The organism is Nonomuraea sp. NPDC049655, from assembly GCF_044465465.1.
GTDB lineage: Bacteria > Actinomycetota > Actinomycetes > Streptosporangiales > Streptosporangiaceae > Nonomuraea.
Genome location: NZ_JBITLS010000019.1, coordinates 190,506 through 209,623, shown reverse-complemented (window position 1 = coordinate 209,623; position 19,118 = coordinate 190,506). Strand labels below are relative to the sequence as shown.

17 protein-coding genes are annotated in these 19,118 nt (G+C 71.7%); 14 read left to right on the top strand and 3 right to left on the bottom strand.

Translation table 11 applies throughout. The features are described from left to right. Nucleotides 1–28: 28 nt before the first annotated feature. From ACIBQ6_RS45655 to ACIBQ6_RS45640, 4 genes are all read left to right on the top strand, one after another. On the top strand, nucleotides 29–826 hold the full coding sequence (locus ACIBQ6_RS45655; RefSeq protein ID WP_397218977.1) for a hypothetical protein: 798 nt from the start codon (nucleotides 29–31) through the stop codon (nucleotides 824–826). Beyond that, nucleotides 823–1,953 (top strand): sensor histidine kinase, encoded by a 1,131-nt coding sequence (locus ACIBQ6_RS45650; protein ID WP_397218976.1) that lies wholly within the window; start codon nucleotides 823–825, stop codon nucleotides 1,951–1,953. Before ACIBQ6_RS45655 ends, ACIBQ6_RS45650 begins: the two co-directional genes overlap by 4 nt. Next, on the top strand, nucleotides 1,950–2,591 hold the full coding sequence (locus ACIBQ6_RS45645) for a response regulator (protein WP_397218975.1): 642 nt from the start codon (nucleotides 1,950–1,952) through the stop codon (nucleotides 2,589–2,591). Before ACIBQ6_RS45650 ends, ACIBQ6_RS45645 begins: the two co-directional genes overlap by 4 nt. 76 nt (nucleotides 2,592–2,667) lie before the next feature. After that, a complete protein-coding gene (locus tag ACIBQ6_RS45640) occupies nucleotides 2,668–3,114 on the top strand; it encodes a MarR family winged helix-turn-helix transcriptional regulator (RefSeq protein ID WP_397218974.1) in 447 nt (148 codons plus the stop codon). Here ACIBQ6_RS45640 and ACIBQ6_RS45635 read toward each other — a convergent pair. The 3 genes from ACIBQ6_RS45635 to ACIBQ6_RS45625 all read right to left on the bottom strand — a co-directional run bounded on the left by ACIBQ6_RS45635 (nucleotide 3,111) and on the right by ACIBQ6_RS45625 (nucleotide 6,405). Continuing rightward, entirely contained in the window at nucleotides 3,111–4,619 is a 1,509-nt protein-coding gene (locus tag ACIBQ6_RS45635) for a pyridoxal-dependent decarboxylase (protein ID WP_397218973.1), read from the bottom strand. The two genes, ACIBQ6_RS45640 and ACIBQ6_RS45635, sit on opposite strands and share 4 nt — an antisense overlap. Nucleotides 4,620–4,704: 85 nt before the next feature. Further along, nucleotides 4,705–4,890 (bottom strand): DUF4236 domain-containing protein, encoded by a 186-nt coding sequence (locus tag ACIBQ6_RS45630; protein WP_352326433.1) that lies wholly within the window; start codon nucleotides 4,888–4,890, stop codon nucleotides 4,705–4,707. Nucleotides 4,891–4,926: 36 nt separating this feature from the next. Then, on the bottom strand, nucleotides 4,927–6,405 hold the full coding sequence (locus ACIBQ6_RS45625) for a PLP-dependent aminotransferase family protein (protein ID WP_397218972.1): 1,479 nt from the start codon (nucleotides 6,403–6,405) through the stop codon (nucleotides 4,927–4,929). Between the two features lie 71 nt (nucleotides 6,406–6,476). On the opposite strand from ACIBQ6_RS45625, the gene ACIBQ6_RS45620 reads away from it, so the two are divergent. From ACIBQ6_RS45620 to araB, 10 genes are all read left to right on the top strand, one after another. Continuing rightward, a complete protein-coding gene (locus ACIBQ6_RS45620; protein WP_358284036.1) occupies nucleotides 6,477–7,226 on the top strand; it encodes a metallophosphoesterase in 750 nt (249 codons plus the stop codon). Nucleotides 7,227–7,677: 451 nt separating this feature from the next. Then, nucleotides 7,678–8,649 carry an ABC transporter substrate-binding protein gene (locus tag ACIBQ6_RS45615; protein ID WP_397218971.1) on the top strand — a complete coding sequence of 324 codons (972 nt, stop codon included), beginning with the start codon at nucleotides 7,678–7,680 and terminating at the stop codon, nucleotides 8,647–8,649. Nucleotides 8,650–8,701: 52 nt separating this feature from the next. After that, nucleotides 8,702–10,210 carry a sugar ABC transporter ATP-binding protein gene (locus ACIBQ6_RS45610; protein ID WP_397218970.1) on the top strand — a complete coding sequence of 503 codons (1,509 nt, stop codon included), beginning with the start codon at nucleotides 8,702–8,704 and terminating at the stop codon, nucleotides 10,208–10,210. Next, nucleotides 10,210–11,223 carry an ABC transporter permease gene (locus tag ACIBQ6_RS45605; protein WP_352326440.1) on the top strand — a complete coding sequence of 338 codons (1,014 nt, stop codon included), beginning with the start codon at nucleotides 10,210–10,212 and terminating at the stop codon, nucleotides 11,221–11,223. The genes ACIBQ6_RS45610 and ACIBQ6_RS45605 overlap by 1 nt, the downstream gene beginning before the upstream one ends. 5 nt (nucleotides 11,224–11,228) lie before the next feature. Beyond that, nucleotides 11,229–12,203: a galactofuranose ABC transporter, permease protein YjfF gene (gene yjfF / locus ACIBQ6_RS45600; protein WP_358285917.1), complete on the top strand. Its 975-nt coding sequence runs from the start codon at nucleotides 11,229–11,231 to the stop codon at nucleotides 12,201–12,203. 208 nt (nucleotides 12,204–12,411) lie between these two features. Beyond that, nucleotides 12,412–13,530 (top strand): multiple monosaccharide ABC transporter substrate-binding protein, encoded by a 1,119-nt coding sequence (gene chvE, locus ACIBQ6_RS45595; RefSeq protein WP_352326442.1) that lies wholly within the window; start codon nucleotides 12,412–12,414, stop codon nucleotides 13,528–13,530. A gap of 61 nt (nucleotides 13,531–13,591) precedes the next feature. Further along, on the top strand, nucleotides 13,592–15,121 hold the full coding sequence (mmsA, locus tag ACIBQ6_RS45590) for a multiple monosaccharide ABC transporter ATP-binding protein (protein ID WP_358284042.1): 1,530 nt from the start codon (nucleotides 13,592–13,594) through the stop codon (nucleotides 15,119–15,121). A gap of 5 nt (nucleotides 15,122–15,126) precedes the next feature. Beyond that, the gene (mmsB, locus tag ACIBQ6_RS45585; protein ID WP_364329458.1) at nucleotides 15,127–16,386 is read left to right on the top strand and encodes a multiple monosaccharide ABC transporter permease; all 1,260 of its coding nucleotides are present in this window, start codon (nucleotides 15,127–15,129) and stop codon (nucleotides 16,384–16,386) included. A 71-nt stretch (nucleotides 16,387–16,457) separates the two neighbouring features. Next, nucleotides 16,458–17,441: a LacI family DNA-binding transcriptional regulator gene (locus ACIBQ6_RS45580; RefSeq protein ID WP_397219001.1), complete on the top strand. Its 984-nt coding sequence runs from the start codon at nucleotides 16,458–16,460 to the stop codon at nucleotides 17,439–17,441. 53 nt (nucleotides 17,442–17,494) lie between these two features. Further along, on the top strand, nucleotides 17,495–19,114 hold the full coding sequence (gene araB, locus ACIBQ6_RS45575; protein ID WP_397219000.1) for a ribulokinase: 1,620 nt from the start codon (nucleotides 17,495–17,497) through the stop codon (nucleotides 19,112–19,114). The last annotated feature ends 4 nt before the right edge of the window (nucleotides 19,115–19,118 follow it).

Below are 19,118 nucleotides of genomic sequence, written 5' to 3'. Positions count from 1 at the left end.
GCGGGCCGGAGCCGCGATCGTCGAGGGCATGCGACTTCAACGACTGCAGATCTCGGCGCTTTCCGTCCTCGCGCTCGTCGTGGCGCTCGCGCTCGCGCCGCTGCCGGGGCTGCCGTACACCATGGGGTTCGCGCCGCACTGGGTGACCGTGCTGGCCGCCGGGGTGGGGGCGGTGTTCGTGGTGCGGCCGCACCCGGCGGGGCTGCTGCCCGCCCTGCTGCTGCTGTGGTCGGCGGGCGGGCTCGTGCTCGACGTCTTCCGCGCCTTCTTCGCGCTCACCGGCATCCCCGCCGGGGAGTTCGCGCAGGTCGACTGGCCCGGGATGGCGCTGCGCGGGCTCAGCCTGGCGGGCTGCGCGCTGCTGGGCGCGCTGCTGCTGCCGCGGGTCAGGGTGCCCGGCGGGCCCTGGCTCGGGTACGCCGCGTTCGCCCTCGGGTTCGTCTACCCCCTCGCCAAGCTCTACTGGTCGGCGGGCGGCACCCTGCTGCGCCCCGCGGACTACGGCGAGGGCTTCCCGTACGGCGAGACGATCATGCTGGTCATCGGCGCCGTAGGCTCGCTGGCCCTCGTGCAGAGGTGGGGACGGTCGCTGCCGCGACGGCTGGTGCTGGCCGGCGGGTGGACGGGCGCCGCCATGTTGACCACTATGGGAGCCATGTCCGTTCTCGGCACGTTCTCCCAGCTCCTCGGCCTCACCCAGGGGCCGGTGCCGCTGTCCGAGCCGGCCACGGTGGCGGCGGTCGCGGTCGTGTACGGGAGCTGGCTGCTGTTCGGACTCGCGGTCGCCGGGGCCACCCTCTCCTACCAGCGCACGACGGCACGATGACGCCCCGCCGCGCCGACGTGGTCCTGGCCCTGGTCGCCGGGGTGACACTGTTCCCGCTCTCCCTGACGGTGGCGGTGTTGTCGGCGCCCGGCGTGCGGGCGGTCCTGCTGGCGGGGGCCTGCCTGGCGGCGCACGCGGCCGTGGCCTACCGGCGGCGGACGTGGGCGTTCCTCGTGGTCGCCGCGGCCTTCGCCGTCCAGGTCGCGGTGACCGGGTTGTTCCTCGTGCTGCCGTCGTCGGCGCTGTTCCCGCTCGCGGTCTACTCCTGCGCCGCCCACGCCCGGCGGCACCCGCCGCTGCTGGTCGGCCTGGCGGGCGCGGGGGCGGCGGCGGCCAGGTTCGCGACCGACTCCAGCGTCGGGGCGGCCGGGCTCGGGCCGGACCCGTGGCTGCTGCTGGCGTTGCTGGCCGCGGTGGTGGTCGCGGCGTGGGGGCTCGGACTGTACCGGCGGACCCAGCTCGCCCACCTCGACCTGCTGCGGGAGCGGGCCGGCGAGGCCGCGGCGCGGGCCACCGCCGAGGAACGGGCCAGGATCGCCAGGGAGATGCACGACGTGGTCGCCCACGCGCTGGCCGTCATCGTCGCGCAGGCCAGGGGCGGCCGGTTCGCGCCCGCGCGGGCGGCCGAGATCCTGGCCACGATCGAGGAGACGGGACGCGCGGCCCTCACCGACATGCGGGCCGCCGTCGGCGCGCTGCGCGCCACACCCGGGGACGGGCCGCCGCCCGGACTGACCGGCCTGCCGGACCTGGTGGCGCGGACCCGGGACGCCGGGCTGCCCGTCGAGGAGATCGTCCGCGGCACGCCGCGTCCCCTCGGGCCGGGGGCCGATCTCGTCGCCTACCGCGTGGTGCAGGAGGCGCTGACGAACACGCTCAAGCACGCGGGCGCGGGCGCGCGCAGCACCCTCCGGCTGGAGTGGACGGACGACGCCCTGCGCATCACCGCCGGCGACGCGGGCGGCGACACGGGCGGCACCGCCTCCGCCACGACCTGCGGTGACGGGCCGGGGAACGGGCTGGCGGGCATGCGCGAGCGGGTGACCGCGCTGGGCGGGACCCTGGACGTCCGGACGGAGGAGGAAGGCGGGTTCGTCGTCGAGGCCCGCCTTCCGTACCCGGCATGACCATCGGCGTGTACGTCGTCGACGACCAGCGGCTGGTGCGTACCGGCACGGTGATGGTGATCGACGCCCAGGACGACATGCGCGTGGTGGGGGAGGCCGGCGACGGGGTGGAGGCGCTGGCCGGGCTGCGCGCGGTGACGGCGGACGTGGTGCTCATGGACGTCCGCATGCCGCGCATGGACGGCGTCGAGGCGACCCGGCGGCTGCTGGCGGCCCCCGGCGCGCCCAAGGTGATCGTCCTGACCACCTTCGACCTGGACGAGTACGCCTTCGCCGCGCTGCGTGCCGGCGCGTCGGGGTTCCTGCTCAAGGACGCCCCCGCCGAGGAACTGCTGGCCGCGGTGCGGACCGTCCACCGGGGGGACGCGGTGATCGCCCCCTCGACCACCCGCCGCCTGCTCGACCACGTCGCGCCGCACCTGCCGGACGCCGGGCCCGACCCGCTGACCGAGCGGGAGCGGGAGGTGCTGCGGCACATCGCCTGGGGCGAGACGAACGCCGAGATCGCGGGCGCGCTGTTCCTGTCCGAGGGCACCGTCAAGACCCACGTCGGCCGCATCCTGGCCAAACTCGGGCTGCGCGACCGGGTCCAGGCGGTCATCTGGGCCTACGAGCACGGCCTGAACCGCCGCCCCTGAGCGGTCGCGCAGCGGACGCGGCGGGCCGTCGAATCATTCATGCTCTGAATGATGTATCGACGCTAGCATTATGCACGTGGACGAAGTCAAGCCGGTGTCGGTGGCGGGGACGATGGCCTTCAGGATCGGGACGCTCGGGGCGATCCTGACCGAGCGGTTCACGGCCGCGCTCGTCCCGCTCGACCTCAAGCCCAAGCACGTCGGGCTGATGACCCTGCTGGAGGCGCGCGGCGCGGCCTCGCAGCTCGACGTCGCCAAGACCATGGGCGTCGCGCCGAGCCTGGTGGTGACGCTGGCCGACCACCTCGAACGGCTCGGCGCGATCTCCCGGGTGCGCGACCCCGGCGACCGGCGGCGTCAGCTCCTCGACCTCACCGCCGAAGGGCGCGCGCTGCTCGGCCGGTGCCTGGAGGTGACGCTGGAGCTCGACGCCGAGCTGACCGGCGGGCTCGGCCCGCGGGACCGGGCCGTGCTCGCCAGGGTCCTCGGCACGCTGGCCGCCCAGGCGGGGCTGCCGGTCTAGTCGTCGCGGGCGGTCTCCTGGGCGGTCTCCCGGGCGGTCTCCTGGGCGGTCTCCCGGGCCCCGGCGGCGTGTCCCTGGCGGATGTCGGCCCAGGCCCGCTCGACGTGGCGGAGTTCTGTGGCGGGGCCGCCGACGGCCATGCGGAGCACGATCCGGCCGCCGATCGCGGTGTGCGTCAGATAGAGGGAGCCGCCGGCGTTCAGGGTCTCCATCAGGCGCAGCGTGGCGGCGTCGGCGTCGGCGGGCGGCAGGCCGGGCCAGCGGGGGCGGAAGCAGACCAGGCCGAGCGGGTGCGGCTCGTGCAGTTCGAAGGCGGGGTCGGCGGCGATCAGGGCGGCCAGGTGCTGGGCGAGGGAGACCCCCTTGCGGATGTGGGCGCGCAGGCCCTCGGCGCCGTACCAGCGGATCACCGACCACAGTTTCAGCGCTCTGAACCGGCGGCCCAGCGGGATCTGCCAGTCGCGGTAGTCGACCACCGAGCCGGCCGTGGTCGCGGCGTTGCGCAGGTACTCCGGCAGGATCGACAGCGCGCCGAGCAAGGGGGCGCGGTCGGCCGTCCACAGGACGGTGCAGTCGAAGTTGGTCAGCAGCCACTTGTGCGGGTTGGTGGAGTAGGTGTCGGCGTACTCCGCCACGCCGTCGTTGAGCCCGCGGAACTCGGGGCAGACGGCGGCGACCCCGGCGTAGGCGGCGTCCACGTGCAGCCACACGTCGTGCTCGCGGCACACCTCGCCGATCTCCGGCACCGGGTCGACGGCGGCCGAGGAGGTGGTGCCGACGGTGGCGCAGACCATCGCGGGGACCGCGCCGGCGGCCTTGTCGGCCGCGATCAGCTCGCGCAGCCGTCCCGGGTCCATGGCCAGCGTACGGGGGTGCACGTCCACCACCCGGACGCCGTCGGAGCCGAGGCCGGCGACGCGGGCGGCCTTCTCCAGCGAGGAGTGCGTCTGCGACGAGACGTAGATCGTGTACCGCTCGGCTACGCCCGTGCGCGTGACCCGGCCGCCGCTCGCCCGGTGCAGGGCGGCGAGCAGCGCGACCAGGCAGGCGCTCGACGCCGAGTCCTGGATCACGCCGCCGCCGCGCGCGTCGGTCCTGAAGTGCGCGGGCAGGCCGAGCAGGCTCGCCAGCCAGTCCACCACCACGGTCTCCAGCTCGGTGCAGGCGGGGCTGGTGACCCACAACATGCCCTGCACGCCGAGGCCGCTGGAGAGCAGGTCGCCGAGGATGGCGGGGCCGCTGGCGTTGGAGGGGTAGTAGGCGAAGAAGGAGGGGTGCTGCCAGTGGGTGATGCCGGGCAGCAGGATGGTGTTCAGGTCGTCCAGGACGGCCTCGAACGGCTCGCCGTGCTCGGGCGGCTCGGCGGGCAACGCGCGGCGGACGTCCCCCGGCTCGGCCCGTGACATCACCGGACGGGACTCGATGCCCGCCATGTAGTCCGCGATCCAGTCGACGACCTGCCTGCCGTGGCGGCGGAACTCCTCGGGGCTCATGTGGGCGTTCATGCCTACAGATCATCATCCGGGCGGCGTCCCGGGAAGACGGGAACGGGCCGGAGGCCGCGCGCCTCCGGCCCGTCGTTCCCGCGGGTCAGCGCCCGCTGAGCGTCTTGCGCCAGTGGAAGCCGCCGGGCAGATTGACCGACAGCGTACGGCGGCCGTCGGCGGTACGCGTCACCCTGAACAGCCGGTTGCCCCAGCTGTGTCCAACGCCGCCGCGGGACAGGTTCAGCCGGACCGGGCCCAGCTTGATCGTCTTGCGGTAGCTCCAGCTCATCGGACTCCTCCGTCGAGGTCGGTGAGAGCCGGTCAACTACCCCGAAAGGCCGAAAATATCGGGGTTTTCGGCGCTGGAGGTGCTTCCTTCGGCGGATGCCCAGGTCAGAGCGTTGGCCAGGGCGTCCAGGGTGCCGGGGAAGGCGCGTTCGGAGGGGGCGGCGTACCCGATCAGCAGGCCGCCGGGGCCGGGCGTCTGGCGCAGCGGGCTCAGGCCGCGCAGGGCGATGCCGCGCCGTTCGCAGGCCGCCAGCACGGCGGACTCGGCCGGCCCGGACGGCGGGAGCAGCAGCAGGGCGCGCAGGCCGGCGGCCACGCCGGGCAGGCGCGCGCCGGGCAGCGGGGCGTCCGGTCCCCGGCCGAGCCGCGACAGCAGCAGGTCGCGGCGGCGGCGGTAGCGCAGGCGCGCGGCGCGGACGTGCCGGTCGTAGTCGTGGTCGTCGATCAGCCGGGCCAGGACGAGCTGGCCCAGCACCCCGGTGTGGGCGTCGGCGTGCAGTTTGGCCTCGGCGACCGGTCCCACCAGGGCGGGCGGGAGCGCCATCCAGCCCAGGCGCAGCGCCGGGGAGAGCGACTCGGACGTGGTGCCGCAGTAGACGACCTGGTCGGGGGCCGTGCCCTGGAGGGCGCCCACGGGACGGCGGTCGTAGCGGAACTCGCCGTCGTAGTCGTCCTCGATGACCGGGCCGCCCCACTCGCGCAGCAGGCGGCGGCGCGCCGGGGCCAGCGGGACGCCGGTCGGGTACTGGTGCGCCGGGGTCAGCACGGCGGCCGCCACCCCGGACGTGAGCTCGCCGGTCCGGGCGCCCTGCTCGTCCACCGGGAGGGGGACGATCGTGCGGCCGGCGCGGCGCAGGACCTCGCGGTAGAAGTCGTGGCCCGGGTCCTCCATGGCGATCGGGCCCGCGCCGAGCACGCCCGCCAGCAGGTTGAGCGACTGGACGAAGCCCGTGGTGACGACGATCCGGTCGGGGGTGGTGCGCACGCCGCGGGTCCTGCCGAGGTAGCCGGCCAGCGCGGTGCGCAGTTCGATCCGGCCCCGGGGGTCGCAGGGGCCGAAGACGTCGGCGGGGGCCGCGGCGAGCACGTGGCGGGTGGCCCGCAGCCAGGCGCGCGCGGGGAAGGCCGACACGTCCGGCTGCCCGGGACGAAGGTCGTGCACCGGCTCCGGCCCGGCGACGGAAGGGGAGCCGATCGGCTGCGCCGGTCCGGCGGCGGAAGGGGAGCCGATCGGCGCGGGGGCGGGTGGGAGGGCGTCGGCGACCTCGGTGCCCGAACCCGGGCGGGTGGTGAGGTAGCCCTCCTCGGCGAGCTGGTCGTAGGCGGCGCTCACCGTGCCGCGGGCGAGGCCGAGCCCGGCCGCGAGCGCCCTGGTCGAGGGCAGACGGGTGCCGGGCGGCAGCCGCCCGTCGCGGACGGCGGCGCGCAGCGCGTCCTCGACGGCTCGTCGCCGCCCGAGTGCGGGATCGAGCTCCAGATGCAGGTCAACTCCGGAACTGGCCCAATATTTCGCCATAAAACCGGATCTTACGGGTGGGCCGGTGGGCGGCTACCGTCGAGGGCGTACCTCGAAAGGAAGTTCTGCCCATGCTCGTGATCGCCCATCTCAGCGACATCCATCTCGGCGGCTCGGAGCGGTCGGTCGAGCGCGCCGACGCCGTCATGCGCTATCTGGACGCCCTCCCGTACGACCTCGACGCGGTGCTCGTCACCGGCGACATCGCCGACCACGGTCTGCCTGAGGAGTACGAGCAGGCGCGCAAGCTGCTGACCTCGCGCCACCCGGTCCTCGTGTGCCCCGGCAACCACGACGTCCGGGAGGAGTTCCGGCGGGTGCTGCTCGCCGAGCCGGCCGCGTCCGGGCCGGTCAACCGGGTCCACCGCACCGGCGGGGCCGTCTACGTGTTGTGCGACTCCTCCGTGCCGGGCCGGCCCGAGGGCCATCTGGACGACGAGACGCTGGCCTGGCTCGACGGCGTGCTCGGCGCGGAACGCGGCCTGCCGGTGCTCGTGGCCTTCCACCACCCGCCCGCGACGCTGCACTCGCCGGTCGACACGATCATGCTCCGGACCCCGGAACGCCTCGCCGGCCTGCTGGCCGGGCACCCGCACGTGACGGCCGTGCTGGTCGGCCACGCCCACACCTCGGCGGCCACCACCTTCGCCGGCCGCCCGCTGCTCGCCGCGCCCGGCGTGGTGTCCACGCTGCGGCTGCCGTGGGAGGGCGCGACCACGCTGGCCGACTGCGCCGACTACGAACTCCCGCCGGGGCTCGTCTTCCACGTGCTGGACGACGACGGCCGGATCACCACCCACCACCGCGTCGTACCGGTCTGAGGGCGGACGGCGGCGGGCCGGGAGGCCGCGGGCTTCCCGGCGCCGGGACGGTTCGCTTCATGGGGGGCTCCTCGGACGAGGGACTGTTAGCGCTACCAGTCAAAGTGACCGCTAACAAAGGTGATCGGCGTCACGTTAGGGAGGGAACACCCCTGGAGTCAAGGGGTGTCCGGCGTGACGTGACCGTGATGTGGGGGACCCTTGACGGATGTGCTTGTTAACGTTCACAGTCGTGGCCAAGCCAGGAAAGGAGCGGTCGCGGGATCGGTCCGGGGTCGTCTCCCCTCGGTCGCGGCCGAGGAGGCGAGGTGGCGGCCCGCCTCCTGGCGCCCCGCGGTCGCCGGTACGCGAGACGGGCACGGCCCGACGGGACCGCGCAGGCCCCCGAGGCAGGAAGGCGTCGGCAGCCGGGTTCGGTTGTTAGCGCTCACATGAGAAGGGAACCCCCCACGTGTTCAAGAGGATCTCGGCGCTGGTGCTCGCCGGGCTCACCGCGATGTCGGTGGCGAGCTGCGGCGGAGGCAGTGGCGGCAGCGGCGGCGACGGCTCGATCACCATGGGCTTCGCCCAGGTCGGCGCGGAGAGCGGCTGGCGCACCGCGAACACCAAGTCCGTGCAGGACTCGGCCAAGAACGCGGGCGTGACGCTCAAGTTCTCCGACGCCCAGCAGAAGCAGGAGAACCAGATCAAGGCCATCCGCTCCTACATCCAGCAGAAGGTGGACGTCATCGCCTTCTCGCCGGTGGTGGAGTCCGGCTGGGACACGGTGCTCAAGGAGGCCAAGGACGCGAAGATCCCGGTCATCCTGACCGACCGCGCCGTCGACTCCAAGGACACCTCCCTGTACAAGACCTTCCTCGGCTCCGATTTCGTCGAGGAGGGCAAGAAGGCCGGTCAGTGGCTGGTGCAGGAGTACAAGGACGCCAAGGACCCGGTGAACATCGTCGAGCTCCAGGGCACCACCGGCTCGGCCCCCGCCAACGACCGCAAGGCCGGGTTCGCCCAGGTCATCGGCGCCGACCCGAAGTTCAAGGTGATCGCCTCGCAGACCGGCGACTTCACCAGGGCCAAGGGCAAGGAGGTCATGGAGGCCTTCCTGAAGTCCAACCCGGACATCGACGTGCTCTACGCCCACAACGACGACATGGGCCTGGGCGCGATCGAGGCCATCGAGGGCGCGGGCAAGGTGCCCGGCAAGGACATCAAGATCATCACAGTCGACGCCGTCAAGGACGGCATGCAAGCCCTGGCCGACGGGAAGATCAACTACATCGTCGAGTGCTCGCCGCTGCTCGGCCCGCAGCTCATGGACCTGGCCAAGAAGGTCGTCAAGGGCGAGCAGGTGCCGGCCCGCGTGGTGACCGAGGAGACCACGTTCACGCAGGAGCAGGCCAAGCAGGTCCTGTCCAGCCGTCAGTACTGATCGCGCGGGCCGGGCCCGGTGGCCCGGCCCCTTCAGGCGGAAGGGGAGGCGCATGGCCGCACCCGTGCCGGTCCTGACGATGAACGGGATCGGCAAACAGTTTCCCGGGGTCAAGGCCCTGGACGGCGTGGACCTGCGGCTGCTGCCCGGCGAGGTGCACGCGCTCATGGGCGAGAACGGCGCCGGCAAGTCCACCCTGATCAAGGTGCTCACCGGCGTGCATCCCGCCGACTCGGGCACGATCGAGCTGGGCGGGCGGCCCGTCGCCTTCGCCGGCCCGGCCGAGGCGCAGCGGGGCGGCATCAGCACGGTCTACCAGGAGGTCAACCTCTGCGCGAACCTGTCGGTGGCCGAGAACATCTTCATCGGCCGCGAACCGCGCAGGTTCGGGCGCATCGACTGGAGACGCGTGCGGGCCAGGGCCGGCGAGCTGCTGAGCGGGCTGGACCTGAGCATCGACGTCTCGGCGCCGCTGTCGGCGTACTCGCCGGCGGTGCAGCAGATGGTGGCCATCGCGCGGGCGGTCGACATCGAGGCCCGGGTGCTGATCCTGGACGAGCCCACCTCCAGCCTGGACGCCGACGAGGTGCGGCAGCTCTTCCGGGTGATGCGGCGGCTCAAGGAAGAGGGCATCGCCATCCTCTTCGTCTCCCACTTTCTCGACCAGATCTACGAAATTTCGGACCGTATGACGATCCTGCGCAACGGACGGCTCGTCGGCGAGTACCTCACCCGCGAGCTGCCCCAGCTCGACCTGGTCGCCAAGATGATCGGCCAGGAGCTGGCCGCGCTCGACCGCCTGCACGGCGAGGCCAGGGTCTTCGACCGCCCGCTGGTCGAGGCGCGCGGGCTGGGCCGGGCCGGGGCCGTCGAGCCGTTCTCGCTCACCATCCACGAGGGCGAGGTCGTGGGGCTGGCCGGGCTGCTCGGCTCGGGGCGTACCGAGGTCGCGCGGCTGCTGTTCGGCGCCGACCACGCGAGCGGCGGCGAGCTGTCCGTCGGCGGCGCGCCCGCCGCGCTCCGCACCCCGCGCGCGGCGATGAACCACAAGATCGCCTTCTGCTCGGAGAACCGCAAGGAGGACGGCCTGATCCCCGACCTCACCGTGCGCGAGAACATCATCCTGGCGCTCCAGGCCACCCGGGGCTGGACCAGGCCGGTGCCGCGCGAACAGCAGGACGAGCTGGTCGCCCGGTACGTCAAGGCCCTGCGGATCAGCCCGCCCAACCCCGAGCACCTGGTGCGGAACCTGAGCGGCGGCAACCAGCAGAAGGTGCTGCTGGCACGCTGGCTCATCCTGGAGCCCCGGCTGCTCATCCTCGACGAGCCCACCCGCGGCATCGACGTCGGCGCCAAGACCGAGATCCAGCGCCTGGTCGCCGAGCTGTCCGACGGCGGCATGGCGGTGTTGTTCATCTCCGCCGAGCTGGAGGAGGTGCTGCGGCTCAGCCACAAGGTCGAGGTGCTGCGCGACCGGCGGCTGGTGGCCGAGCTGCCCAACGACGAAGCCCTCACCACGGACGTGCTGATGGAGACGATCGCGAGCGGAGGGCGGCCCTGATGCGGCGGCTGTTGTGGCCCGTGGCGGTGCTCGCGCTGCTGCTGGCCCTGAACGTGTTCTTCACCCCCAGCTTCCTGTCCGTCCAGGTCAGGGACGGGCACCTGTACGGGAGCCTGATCGACATCCTGCGCTTCGGCGCGCCGCTGATCCTGGTCTCGCTGGGCATGACGCTGGTCATCGCGACCGGCGGCATCGACCTGTCGGTGGGCTCGGTGGTGGCGATCTCGGGCGCGCTGGCCTGCCTGCGGATCAGCGAGGACGCCGGCGTGCTCGCCGCCGTGGCGCTCGCGCTCGGATTGTGCCTGCTGCTCGGCGCCTGGAACGGGTTCCTGGTCGCGCAGGCGGGCATCCAGCCGATCATCGCCACGCTGATCCTCATGGTGGCCGGGCGGGGCCTGGCCCAGCTCATCACCGACGGGCAGATCATCACGGTCAACAGCCCGTCGTACAAGCTGATCGGCGGTGGGTATCTGCTGGCGGTGCCGTTCGGGGTGCTGCTGGTGCCGGTCGTGCTGGCGGTCACCGCGTTCCTGACCCGGCGGCTGGCGCTGGGCCTGCTGATCGAGTCGGTCGGCGGGAACGCCGAGGCCAGCCGGCTCGCGGGCATCAGGTCGCGCGGGATCGTCATCATGGTCTACGCCTTCGCCGCCCTGTGCGCGGGCATCGCCGGCATCCTGATCAGCTCGAACGTCTCCAGCGCCGACGGCAACAACGCCGGCCTGTGGATCGAGCTGGACGCGATCCTGGCCGTGGTGATCGGCGGCACCTCGTTGTCGGGCGGCCGGTTCTCGCTGGGCGGGACCGTGGCCGGCGCGCTCGTCATCCAGACGCTCACCACGACGATCTACTCCATCGGCGTGCCGCCCGAGACGACCCTGCTGTTCAAGGCGCTGGTCGTGACGGCGGTCTGTCTCGTGCAGTCGCCGTCGTTCCGCGCGAAGGCGCTGCGCCGGCGCGGCGGCAGCGCGCCGCCCAGCCCGGCTCCCGAGGAGAAAGTGCGGGTGACCCTGTGACGACCATGACCGTGGGCCGGGTCGCGTTGCCGGCCCGCCACCTGCCCGTGCTGGTGACGGCGTGCCTGTTCGTGGCGATGTTCGTCGTCGGCGGCCTCCGGTACGAGGGGTTCGCCAGCGGGCAGGTGGTGCTCAACGTCTTCATCGACAACGCGTTCCTGCTGGTGGTGGCGGTGGGGATGACGTTCGTGATCCTGGCCGGGGGCATCGACCTGTCGGTGGGGTCGGTGGTGGCGCTGTCCACGATGATCTCGGCGTCGCTGATGTCGGGGCCGGGGTGGCCGCCGTACGTGGTGGTGCCGGTGGTGCTGGCCGTCGGGTCCGGGCTCGGGCTGGTGATGGGGTACATCGTGCACGCCTTCGACATCCAGCCGTTCATCGTGACGCTGGCCGGGATGTTCCTGGCCCGAGGGCTGTGCTACACGATCGGCACGGACTCGATCCCGATCGAGGACCCGACGTTCACGGCGTTCGCGCAGACCAGGATCGACCTGTTCGCCGGTCTGTGGATCTCGCCGAGCGTGCTCATCGCGGTGGGGGTCGTGCTGGTGGCGGCGTACGTGCTGCACTACACCCGGCTCGGCCGGGCCGTGTACGCGACGGGCGGCAGCGAGCAGTCGGCGCTGCTCATGGGCCTGCCGGTGGGCCGGACGAAGATCACGGTCTACACGGTGAGCGGCTTCTGCTCGGCGCTCGGCGGCGTGCTGCTGTCGTTCTACATGCTCTCGGGCTACGGCCTGCACGCCGTGGGCATGGAGCTGGACGCCATCGCCGCCGTGGTGATCGGCGGCACGCTGCTCACGGGCGGCAGCGGCTTCCTGCTCGGCACGGTGCTCGGCGTGCTGGTGCTCGGGCTGATCCAGACGATCATCAGCTTCGAGGGCACGCTCAGCTCCTGGTGGACCAAGATCTTCATCGGCCTGCTGCTCTTCGTCTTCATCGTGCTGCAACGGATCTTCAGCGCGCGTCCAAGGCGCTGACCTGCGAGGAGTCTGCCGCGAAAGTTACCTAAAGGTTTCCGCCAGGTTATGCTCAACCGTTGACATCGTCTTTGTTAGCGATAACAATCGGCGGGAACGAAGCGAGAACTTTGTTCTGATTCGGCACGTTCTGTGACTGAGTCCTCTGCAAGATCGGCAGTTAACGCTCACATTCCGCTGCCGCAACCCCCATTGCAAGGAGTGCCACATGAGGTTGGGACGTATCGGGGGCGTGGTGTCCGCCATCGCGCTCGCCGCGACCATGACGGCCTGCGGCTCCAGCCAGAAGACGGTCGACGCCGACGCCTCCACGTCGGCCGCCGCCGGCGGCGCGGGCGCCCTGATCGGCGTCACGATGCCCACCAAGTCGTCCGAGCGGTGGATCCACGACGGCGACAACGTCAAGCAGCAGCTCGAACAGCTGGGCTACAAGGTCGACCTCCAGTACGCGGAGAACGACATCCCGACGCAGGCCAACCAGATCGAGAACCAGATCACCAAGGGCGCCAAGCTCCTGATCATCGCCTCGATCGACGGCACCGCGATCACCTCGCAGCTCCAGCAGGCCGCCGACGCCAAGATCCCGGTCATCTCCTACGACCGCCTGATCCGCAACAGCCCCAACGTCGACTACTACGCCACCTTCGACAACTTCAAGGTCGGCGTGCAGCAGGCGACCTCGCTGCTCAAGGGCCTCGGCGTGGACGACGGCAAGAAGGGCCCGTTCAACGTCGAGCTGTTCGGCGGCTCGCCCGACGACAACAACGCCACGTTCTTCTGGAACGGCGCCATGTCGGTGCTCCAGCCGAAGATCGACGACGGCACCCTGCTGGTCAAGAGCGGCCAGAAGGACTTCAAGACCGCCGCCATCCTGCGCTGGGACCCGGCCACGGCCCAGAAGCGCATGGAGGACATCCTCACCAAGACCTACACCGGCGGCACCAAGGTGGACGGCGTGCTGTCCCCGTACGACGGCCTGTCCATCGGCATCCTGTCGGCGCTCAAGAGCTCCGGCTACGGCACCAGCGGCCAGCCCTACCCCGTCGTGACCGGCCAGGACGCCGAGCTCGCCTCGGTCAAGTCGATCATCGCCGGCGAGCAGTACTCCACCATCTTCAAGGACACCCGCAAGCTCGCCGAGCAGACGGTGAAGATGGCCGACGCGGTCCTCAAGGGCGGCAAGCCCGAGGTGAACAACACCAAGGACTACGACAACGGCAACAAGGTCGTCCCCTCCTACCTGCTCGACCCGGTGATCGTGGACAAGAGCAACTACAAGGAGATCATCGTCGGCGGCAACTACTACACCGAGGACCAGCTCAAGTAAGGGCCCGCCCCGGGGGACCGCGGTCCCCCGGGGGCACTTCCCACACCTGAGCGAGGGGCATATGACCGAGCACATCTTGCGGATGAGCGGGATCACCAAGACGTTCCCCGGTGTCAAGGCGCTGCAGGACGTCAACCTGGCCGTCCGGCGCGGCGAGATCCACGCCATCTGCGGCGAGAACGGCGCCGGCAAGTCGACGCTGATGAAGGTGCTGTCCGGGGTCTACCCGCACGGCGACTACGAGGGCGAGATCACCTTCGAGGGCGCGCGCTGCGAGTTCGCCGGCATCCGCGACAGCGAGCACGCCGGGATCGTCATCATCCACCAGGAGCTGGCGCTCAGCCCGCAGCTGTCGATCGCGGAGAACATCTTCCTCGGCAACGAGCGCGCCAGGCGCGGCTTCATCGACTGGAACCGCACCAACTACGAGGCCGCCGAGCTGATGCGCCGCGTCGGCCTCCAGGAGAACCCCACCACCACGGTCTCCGACCTCGGCGTCGGCAAGCAGCAGCTCGTCGAGATCGCCAAGGCGCTGTCGAAGGAGGTGAAGCTGCTCATCCTCGACGAGCCGACCGCCGCGCTCAACGACGACGACTCGGCCCACCTGCTCGACCTGCTGCGCGGCCTGCGGGACGAGGGCATCACCTGCGTGATCATCTCGCACAAGCTCAACGAGGTGACCGCGATCGCCGACTCCGTCACGATCATCCGCGACGGCCGCACGATCGAGACCCTGGACATGGCCACCGACCACGTCACCGAGGACCGGATCATCTCCGGCATGGTCGGCCGCGCGCTGGACAACCGCTTCCCGCCGCACGAGTCGACGATCGGCGAGGAGGTGCTTCGGATCGAGGACTGGACGGTGCACAGCCCGAGCCAGCCCGGCCGGAAGGTCGTGGACGGCGCCTCACTCACCCTGCGCAGGGGCGAGATCGTCGGCCTGGCCGGCCTGATGGGCGCCGGGCGCACCGAGCTGGCGATGAGCCTGTTCGGCCGCACGTACGGCGTGCACATCTCCGGCAAGGTCTTCAAGGACGGCGAGCCGATCGAGATCCGCAACGTGCAGGACGCGATCCGCCACGGCCTGGCCTACGCCACCGAGGACCGCAAGCGGTACGGCCTCAACCTCATCGAGGACATCAAGCGCAACATCAGCGCCGCCGGGCTCAAGGGCCTGGCCCGCCGCGGCTGGGTGAACGAGAACGAGGAGTACAAGGTCGCCGAGGAGTTCCACCGGAGCATGAACATCAAGGCGCCGAGCGTCAACAGCGTCGTCGGCAAGCTGAGCGGCGGCAACCAGCAGAAGGTCGTGCTCTCCAAGTGGATCCTGACGCAACCTGACGTGCTCATTCTCGACGAGCCCACCCGCGGCATCGACGTCGGCGCCAAGTACGAGATCTACACGATCATCAACCGCCTCGCCGACCAGGGCAAGGCCGTGCTGGTGATCTCCAGTGAGTTGCCTGAGCTGCTCGGCCTGTGCGACCGCATCTACACGCTCTCCGAAGGTCGCGTCACCGGCGAGGTCCCCCGCCGGGAGGCCACCCAGGAAAGCCTCATGCATCTCATGACCAAGGGACAGGAGTAGCTCCGATGAGCAGCATCACGCCCGCCGACGTGCAGGTCGGCGCGGGAGGCGACGGGGGAGCGCCGCGGCGGCCCGGCCGGGTGTCGCTGGGCGGCCTGTCGCTGAACCTGCGTTCGAGCGGCATCTACATCGCCTTCGCGCTGATCATCGTGCTGTTCTCGGTGCTCACCGACGGCGCGTTGCTCCAGCCGCAGAACATCTCCAACATCATCGTCCAGAACTCCTACGTCCTGATCCTGGCAATCGGGATGATCCTGGTCATCATCGCCGGGCACATCGACCTGTCGGTCGGCTCGGTGGTGGCGGTCACCGGGGCGCTGGCCGCCGTGCTCATGGTGAACATGGGCCTGCCGTGGCCGCTGGCCCTGCTGATCACGGTCGCCGCCGGCGCGCTGATCGGGGCCTGGCAGGGGTACTGGATCGCCTACTTCGGCATCCCGGCCTTCATCGTCACGCTGGCCGGCATGCTGCTGTTCCGCGCGCTCACCATGACCGTGCTCGGCAACCAGGGCATCGGCCCGTTCCCCGACCAGGTCCGCACGCTGGCCAACGGCTTCACCGACGGCTACCTCGGCAACGTGGGCCTCGGCCCGCTGGGCGGCGCCGACCTGTTCAGCCTGCTCATCGGCCTGGTCGCGATCGGCGGCATGGTCGCCGCGCAGTGGCGCACCCGCAACGCCCGCAGGGGCTACGGCCAGTCGGTCGAGCCGATGGCCGTGTTCGCGCTGAAGATGGCGGCCGGCGCCGCGCTGATTCTGTTCCTGGTCGTGCAGCTCGCCCGCTTCAAGAACCTGCCGTGGGTGCTGGTGCTGCTGGCCGCGCTGGTGCTGGCGTACTCGCTGATGGCCAACCGCACGGTCTTCGGCCGGCAGATCTACGCCATCGGCGGCAACCTGCAGGCGGCGGTCATGTCCGGCGTCAAGGTCAAGTCGGTGGTCTTCTGGATCTTCGTCAACATGGGCGTGCTGGCCTCGGTCGCCGGCATCATCTTCGCCGGCCGGCTCAACCAGGCGGGCCCGACCGCGGGCAACAGCTTCGAGCTGGACGCCATCGCGGCGGCCTTCATCGGCGGCGCGGCCGTCCAGGGCGGCGTGGGCAAGGTCGTCGGCGCGATCACCGGCGGTCTGATCATGGCTGTCATCAACAACGGCATGTCGCTCATCGGCTCGCCCAGTGAGCGCGTGATGCTCGTCAAGGGCGCCGTGCTGCTGGCCGCCGTCGCGTTCGACGTGTGGACCAAGCGGCGCGCCGGCGCCTCCCGCTGACCACCGCAGGTCCGGCAAGCCCCGCGAAAGGAGAACCCGTGGTACCGAGCCCCAGGCCGCGTCCGCCGGTCATGGCCGACGTGGCCAAGGAGGCCGGCGTGTCGCACCAGACGGTCTCACGGGTGCTCAACGACCACCCGAACGTCCGGGCCGACACCCGTGCCCGGGTGGAGGAGGCGATCGTCCGGCTGGGCTACCGGCGCAACCTGGTCGCCCGCGCGCTGGTCACCAAGCGGTCGCGCACCCTCGGGGTGGTGAGCTTCGACACCACCCTGTACGGCCCGGCCAGCATGGTCTACGGCATCGAGCAGGCGGCCAGGACCGCGGGGTACTTCGTCAGCATCGTGAGCCTGAAGTCGATCGACGCGGCCAGCGTCCGCGACGCGCTCGACTACCTGGCCGAGCAGAGCGTGGACGGGGTGGTGGTGGTCGCGCCGCAGCGCTCGGCCGCCTCCGCCCTGGAGAGCCTGCCGGCCGGGGTGCCCGCGGTCGTGGTCGAGGGCGCGCACGGCGCCGACGTCTCCGCGGTCTGCATCGACCAGGTCGAGGGCGCCAGGCTCGCCACCCAGCACCTGCTCGACCTGGGCCACGAGACGGTCTGGCACGTCGCGGGGCCGTCCGACTGGCTGGAGACCGAGGGGCGCGTCGAGGGCTGGCGCGCCACGCTGGAGGCGGCCGGCCGCCCGGTGCCCGAGCCGCTGCCCGGCGACTGGAGCCCGCGCGCCGGGTACGCGGCCGGCCGGCGCCTGGCCGGGATGGACGGGGTCACCGCGGTGTTCGCCGCCAACGACCAGATGGCGCTGGGCGTGCTGCGCGCGCTCAGCGAGGCCGGGGTGCCCGTCCCCGGGCGGATCAGCGTCGTGGGCTTCGACGACATCCCCGAGTCCGAGTTCTTCTCCCCGCCGCTCACCACGGTCCGGCAGGACTTCGACGTGGTGGGCCGCCACTGCATCGAGGTGCTGCTGCGGCAGATCGACGCCGGGCCGGCGGCGTACGAGCGCATGGTGGTGCGTCCCAGCTTCGTCGTCAGGTCCAGCACCGCGCCGGCCCGATAGCCGGCAGGCGAACAGACAACTCTCTGGAGTGCAATGTGAACGCTAACAAGTTCGTGGTCGGAGTGGACTTCGGCACGCTGTCGGGGCGCGCGGTCGTCGTCCGCGTGTCCGACGGCGCCGAGCTGGGCAGCGCCGTCCACGAGTACGCCGAGCGCGTCATCGAGCACACGCTCCCCGGCACCGGCGTGCGGCTCGGCCCCGACTGGGCGCTGCAGTCGCCGCAGGACTGGCTGGACGTGCTGCGCGTGGCCGTGCCCGGGGCCCTGGCCGCCGCCGGGGTCGCCGCCGAGGACGTGATCGGCATCGGCACCGACTTCACCGCCTGCACCGTCCTGCCGGCCACGGCCGACGGCACGCCCCTGTGCTTCGAGACGCCCGAGCAGCCGCACGCCTGGCCGAAGTTGTGGAAGCACCACGCCGCCCAGCCGCACGCCGACCGCATCAACGAGCTGGCCGCGCGGCGGGGCGAGAGCTGGCTGCCGCGCTACGGCGGCAAGATCTCCTCGGAGTGGGAGTTCGCCAAGGCCCTGCAGGTCCTGGAGGAGGCCCCCGAGGTGTACGCCCGGGCCGAGCGCTGGATCGAGGCGGCCGACTGGATCGTCTGGCAGCTGTCCGGCGTCGAGAGCCGCAACATCTGCACCGCCGGCTACAAGGGCGTCTTCCAGGACGGGAGCTACCCCTCCGAGGACTTCCTCGCCGCGCTCAACCCCGGCTTCTCCGGCTTCGCCGGCAAACTGGCCACCGGCGTGGTCGGCGACGACGTCGGCGGCGTCACCCTGGCCCCCCTCGGCGGCCTGGCCGGCGTCCTGACGGCGCGGGCGGCCGGATGGACCGGCCTGCCCGAGGGCATCGCCGTGGCCGTCGGCAACGTGGACGCCCACGTCACCGCCGCCGCCGCGGACGCCGTGCGACCCGGCCAGATGGTGGCCATCATGGGCACCTCCACCTGCCACATCATGCCCAGCGACCGGCTGGCCGAGGTGCCCGGGATGTGCGGTGTCGTCCGGGACGGCATCGTGCCCGGCCTGTGGGGCTACGAGGCCGGCCAGTCCGCCGTCGGCGACATCTTCGCCTGGTACGTCGACACCTTCGGCAGCGACGGCCACGAGCGCCTGACCGAGCTGGCCGAGCGCCAGGCCGTCGGCGCGCACGGGCTGGTCGCGCTCGACTGGTTCGGCGGCAACCGCTCGGTGCTCGTGGACCACGACCTGTCCGGCGTGATCGTCGGCCAGACCCTCGCGACCAGGCCCGAGGACGTCTACCGCGCGCTCATCGAGTCCACCGCGTACGGCGCCCGCATGATCGTCGAGACGTTCGAGAAGTCCGGCGTGCCGGTCGAGGAGTTCGTCGTCGCCGGCGGGCTGCTCAAGAACCGCTTCCTCATGCAGGTCTACGCCGACGTGCTGCGCCGCCCGCTGTCGGTCATCGGCTCCGACCAGGGCCCGGCGCTCGGCTCGGCCGTGCACGCCGCCGTCGCCGCCGGGGCCTACCCGGGCATCGAGGAGGCCGCCGCGGCGATGGGCAAGCGCGCACGGGCGGCGTACGTGCCGGACGAGGCCCGCGCCGACGCCTACGACCGCCTGTACGCCCAGTACCGCGACCTGCACGACCACTTCGGGGACGGGCGCATGCTGCACACCCTCCGCGCGATCAGGAACGAGGCCGCCAAGTGAACCA

Coding starts and splice junctions, on each gene's coding strand:
- ACIBQ6_RS45655 (WP_397218977.1), top strand. CDS start 29: ATGCGACTTCAACGACTGCAGATCTCGGCGCTTTCCGTCCTCGCGCTC.
- ACIBQ6_RS45650 (WP_397218976.1), top strand. CDS start 823: ATGACGCCCCGCCGCGCCGACGTGGTCCTGGCCCTGGTCGCCGGGGTG.
- ACIBQ6_RS45645 (WP_397218975.1), top strand. CDS start 1,950: ATGACCATCGGCGTGTACGTCGTCGACGACCAGCGGCTGGTGCGTACC.
- ACIBQ6_RS45635 (WP_397218973.1), bottom strand. CDS start 4,619: ATGAACGCCCACATGAGCCCCGAGGAGTTCCGCCGCCACGGCAGGCAG.
- ACIBQ6_RS45630 (WP_352326433.1), bottom strand. CDS start 4,890: ATGAGCTGGAGCTACCGCAAGACGATCAAGCTGGGCCCGGTCCGGCTG.
- ACIBQ6_RS45625 (WP_397218972.1), bottom strand. CDS start 6,405: ATGGCGAAATATTGGGCCAGTTCCGGAGTTGACCTGCATCTGGAGCTC.
- ACIBQ6_RS45620 (WP_358284036.1), top strand. CDS start 6,477: ATGCTCGTGATCGCCCATCTCAGCGACATCCATCTCGGCGGCTCGGAG.
- ACIBQ6_RS45610 (WP_397218970.1), top strand. CDS start 8,702: ATGGCCGCACCCGTGCCGGTCCTGACGATGAACGGGATCGGCAAACAG.
- ACIBQ6_RS45605 (WP_352326440.1), top strand. CDS start 10,210: ATGCGGCGGCTGTTGTGGCCCGTGGCGGTGCTCGCGCTGCTGCTGGCC.
- yjfF (WP_358285917.1), top strand. CDS start 11,229: ATGACCGTGGGCCGGGTCGCGTTGCCGGCCCGCCACCTGCCCGTGCTG.
- chvE (WP_352326442.1), top strand. CDS start 12,412: ATGAGGTTGGGACGTATCGGGGGCGTGGTGTCCGCCATCGCGCTCGCC.
- mmsA (WP_358284042.1), top strand. CDS start 13,592: ATGACCGAGCACATCTTGCGGATGAGCGGGATCACCAAGACGTTCCCC.
- mmsB (WP_364329458.1), top strand. CDS start 15,127: ATGAGCAGCATCACGCCCGCCGACGTGCAGGTCGGCGCGGGAGGCGAC.
- ACIBQ6_RS45580 (WP_397219001.1), top strand. CDS start 16,458: ATGGCCGACGTGGCCAAGGAGGCCGGCGTGTCGCACCAGACGGTCTCA.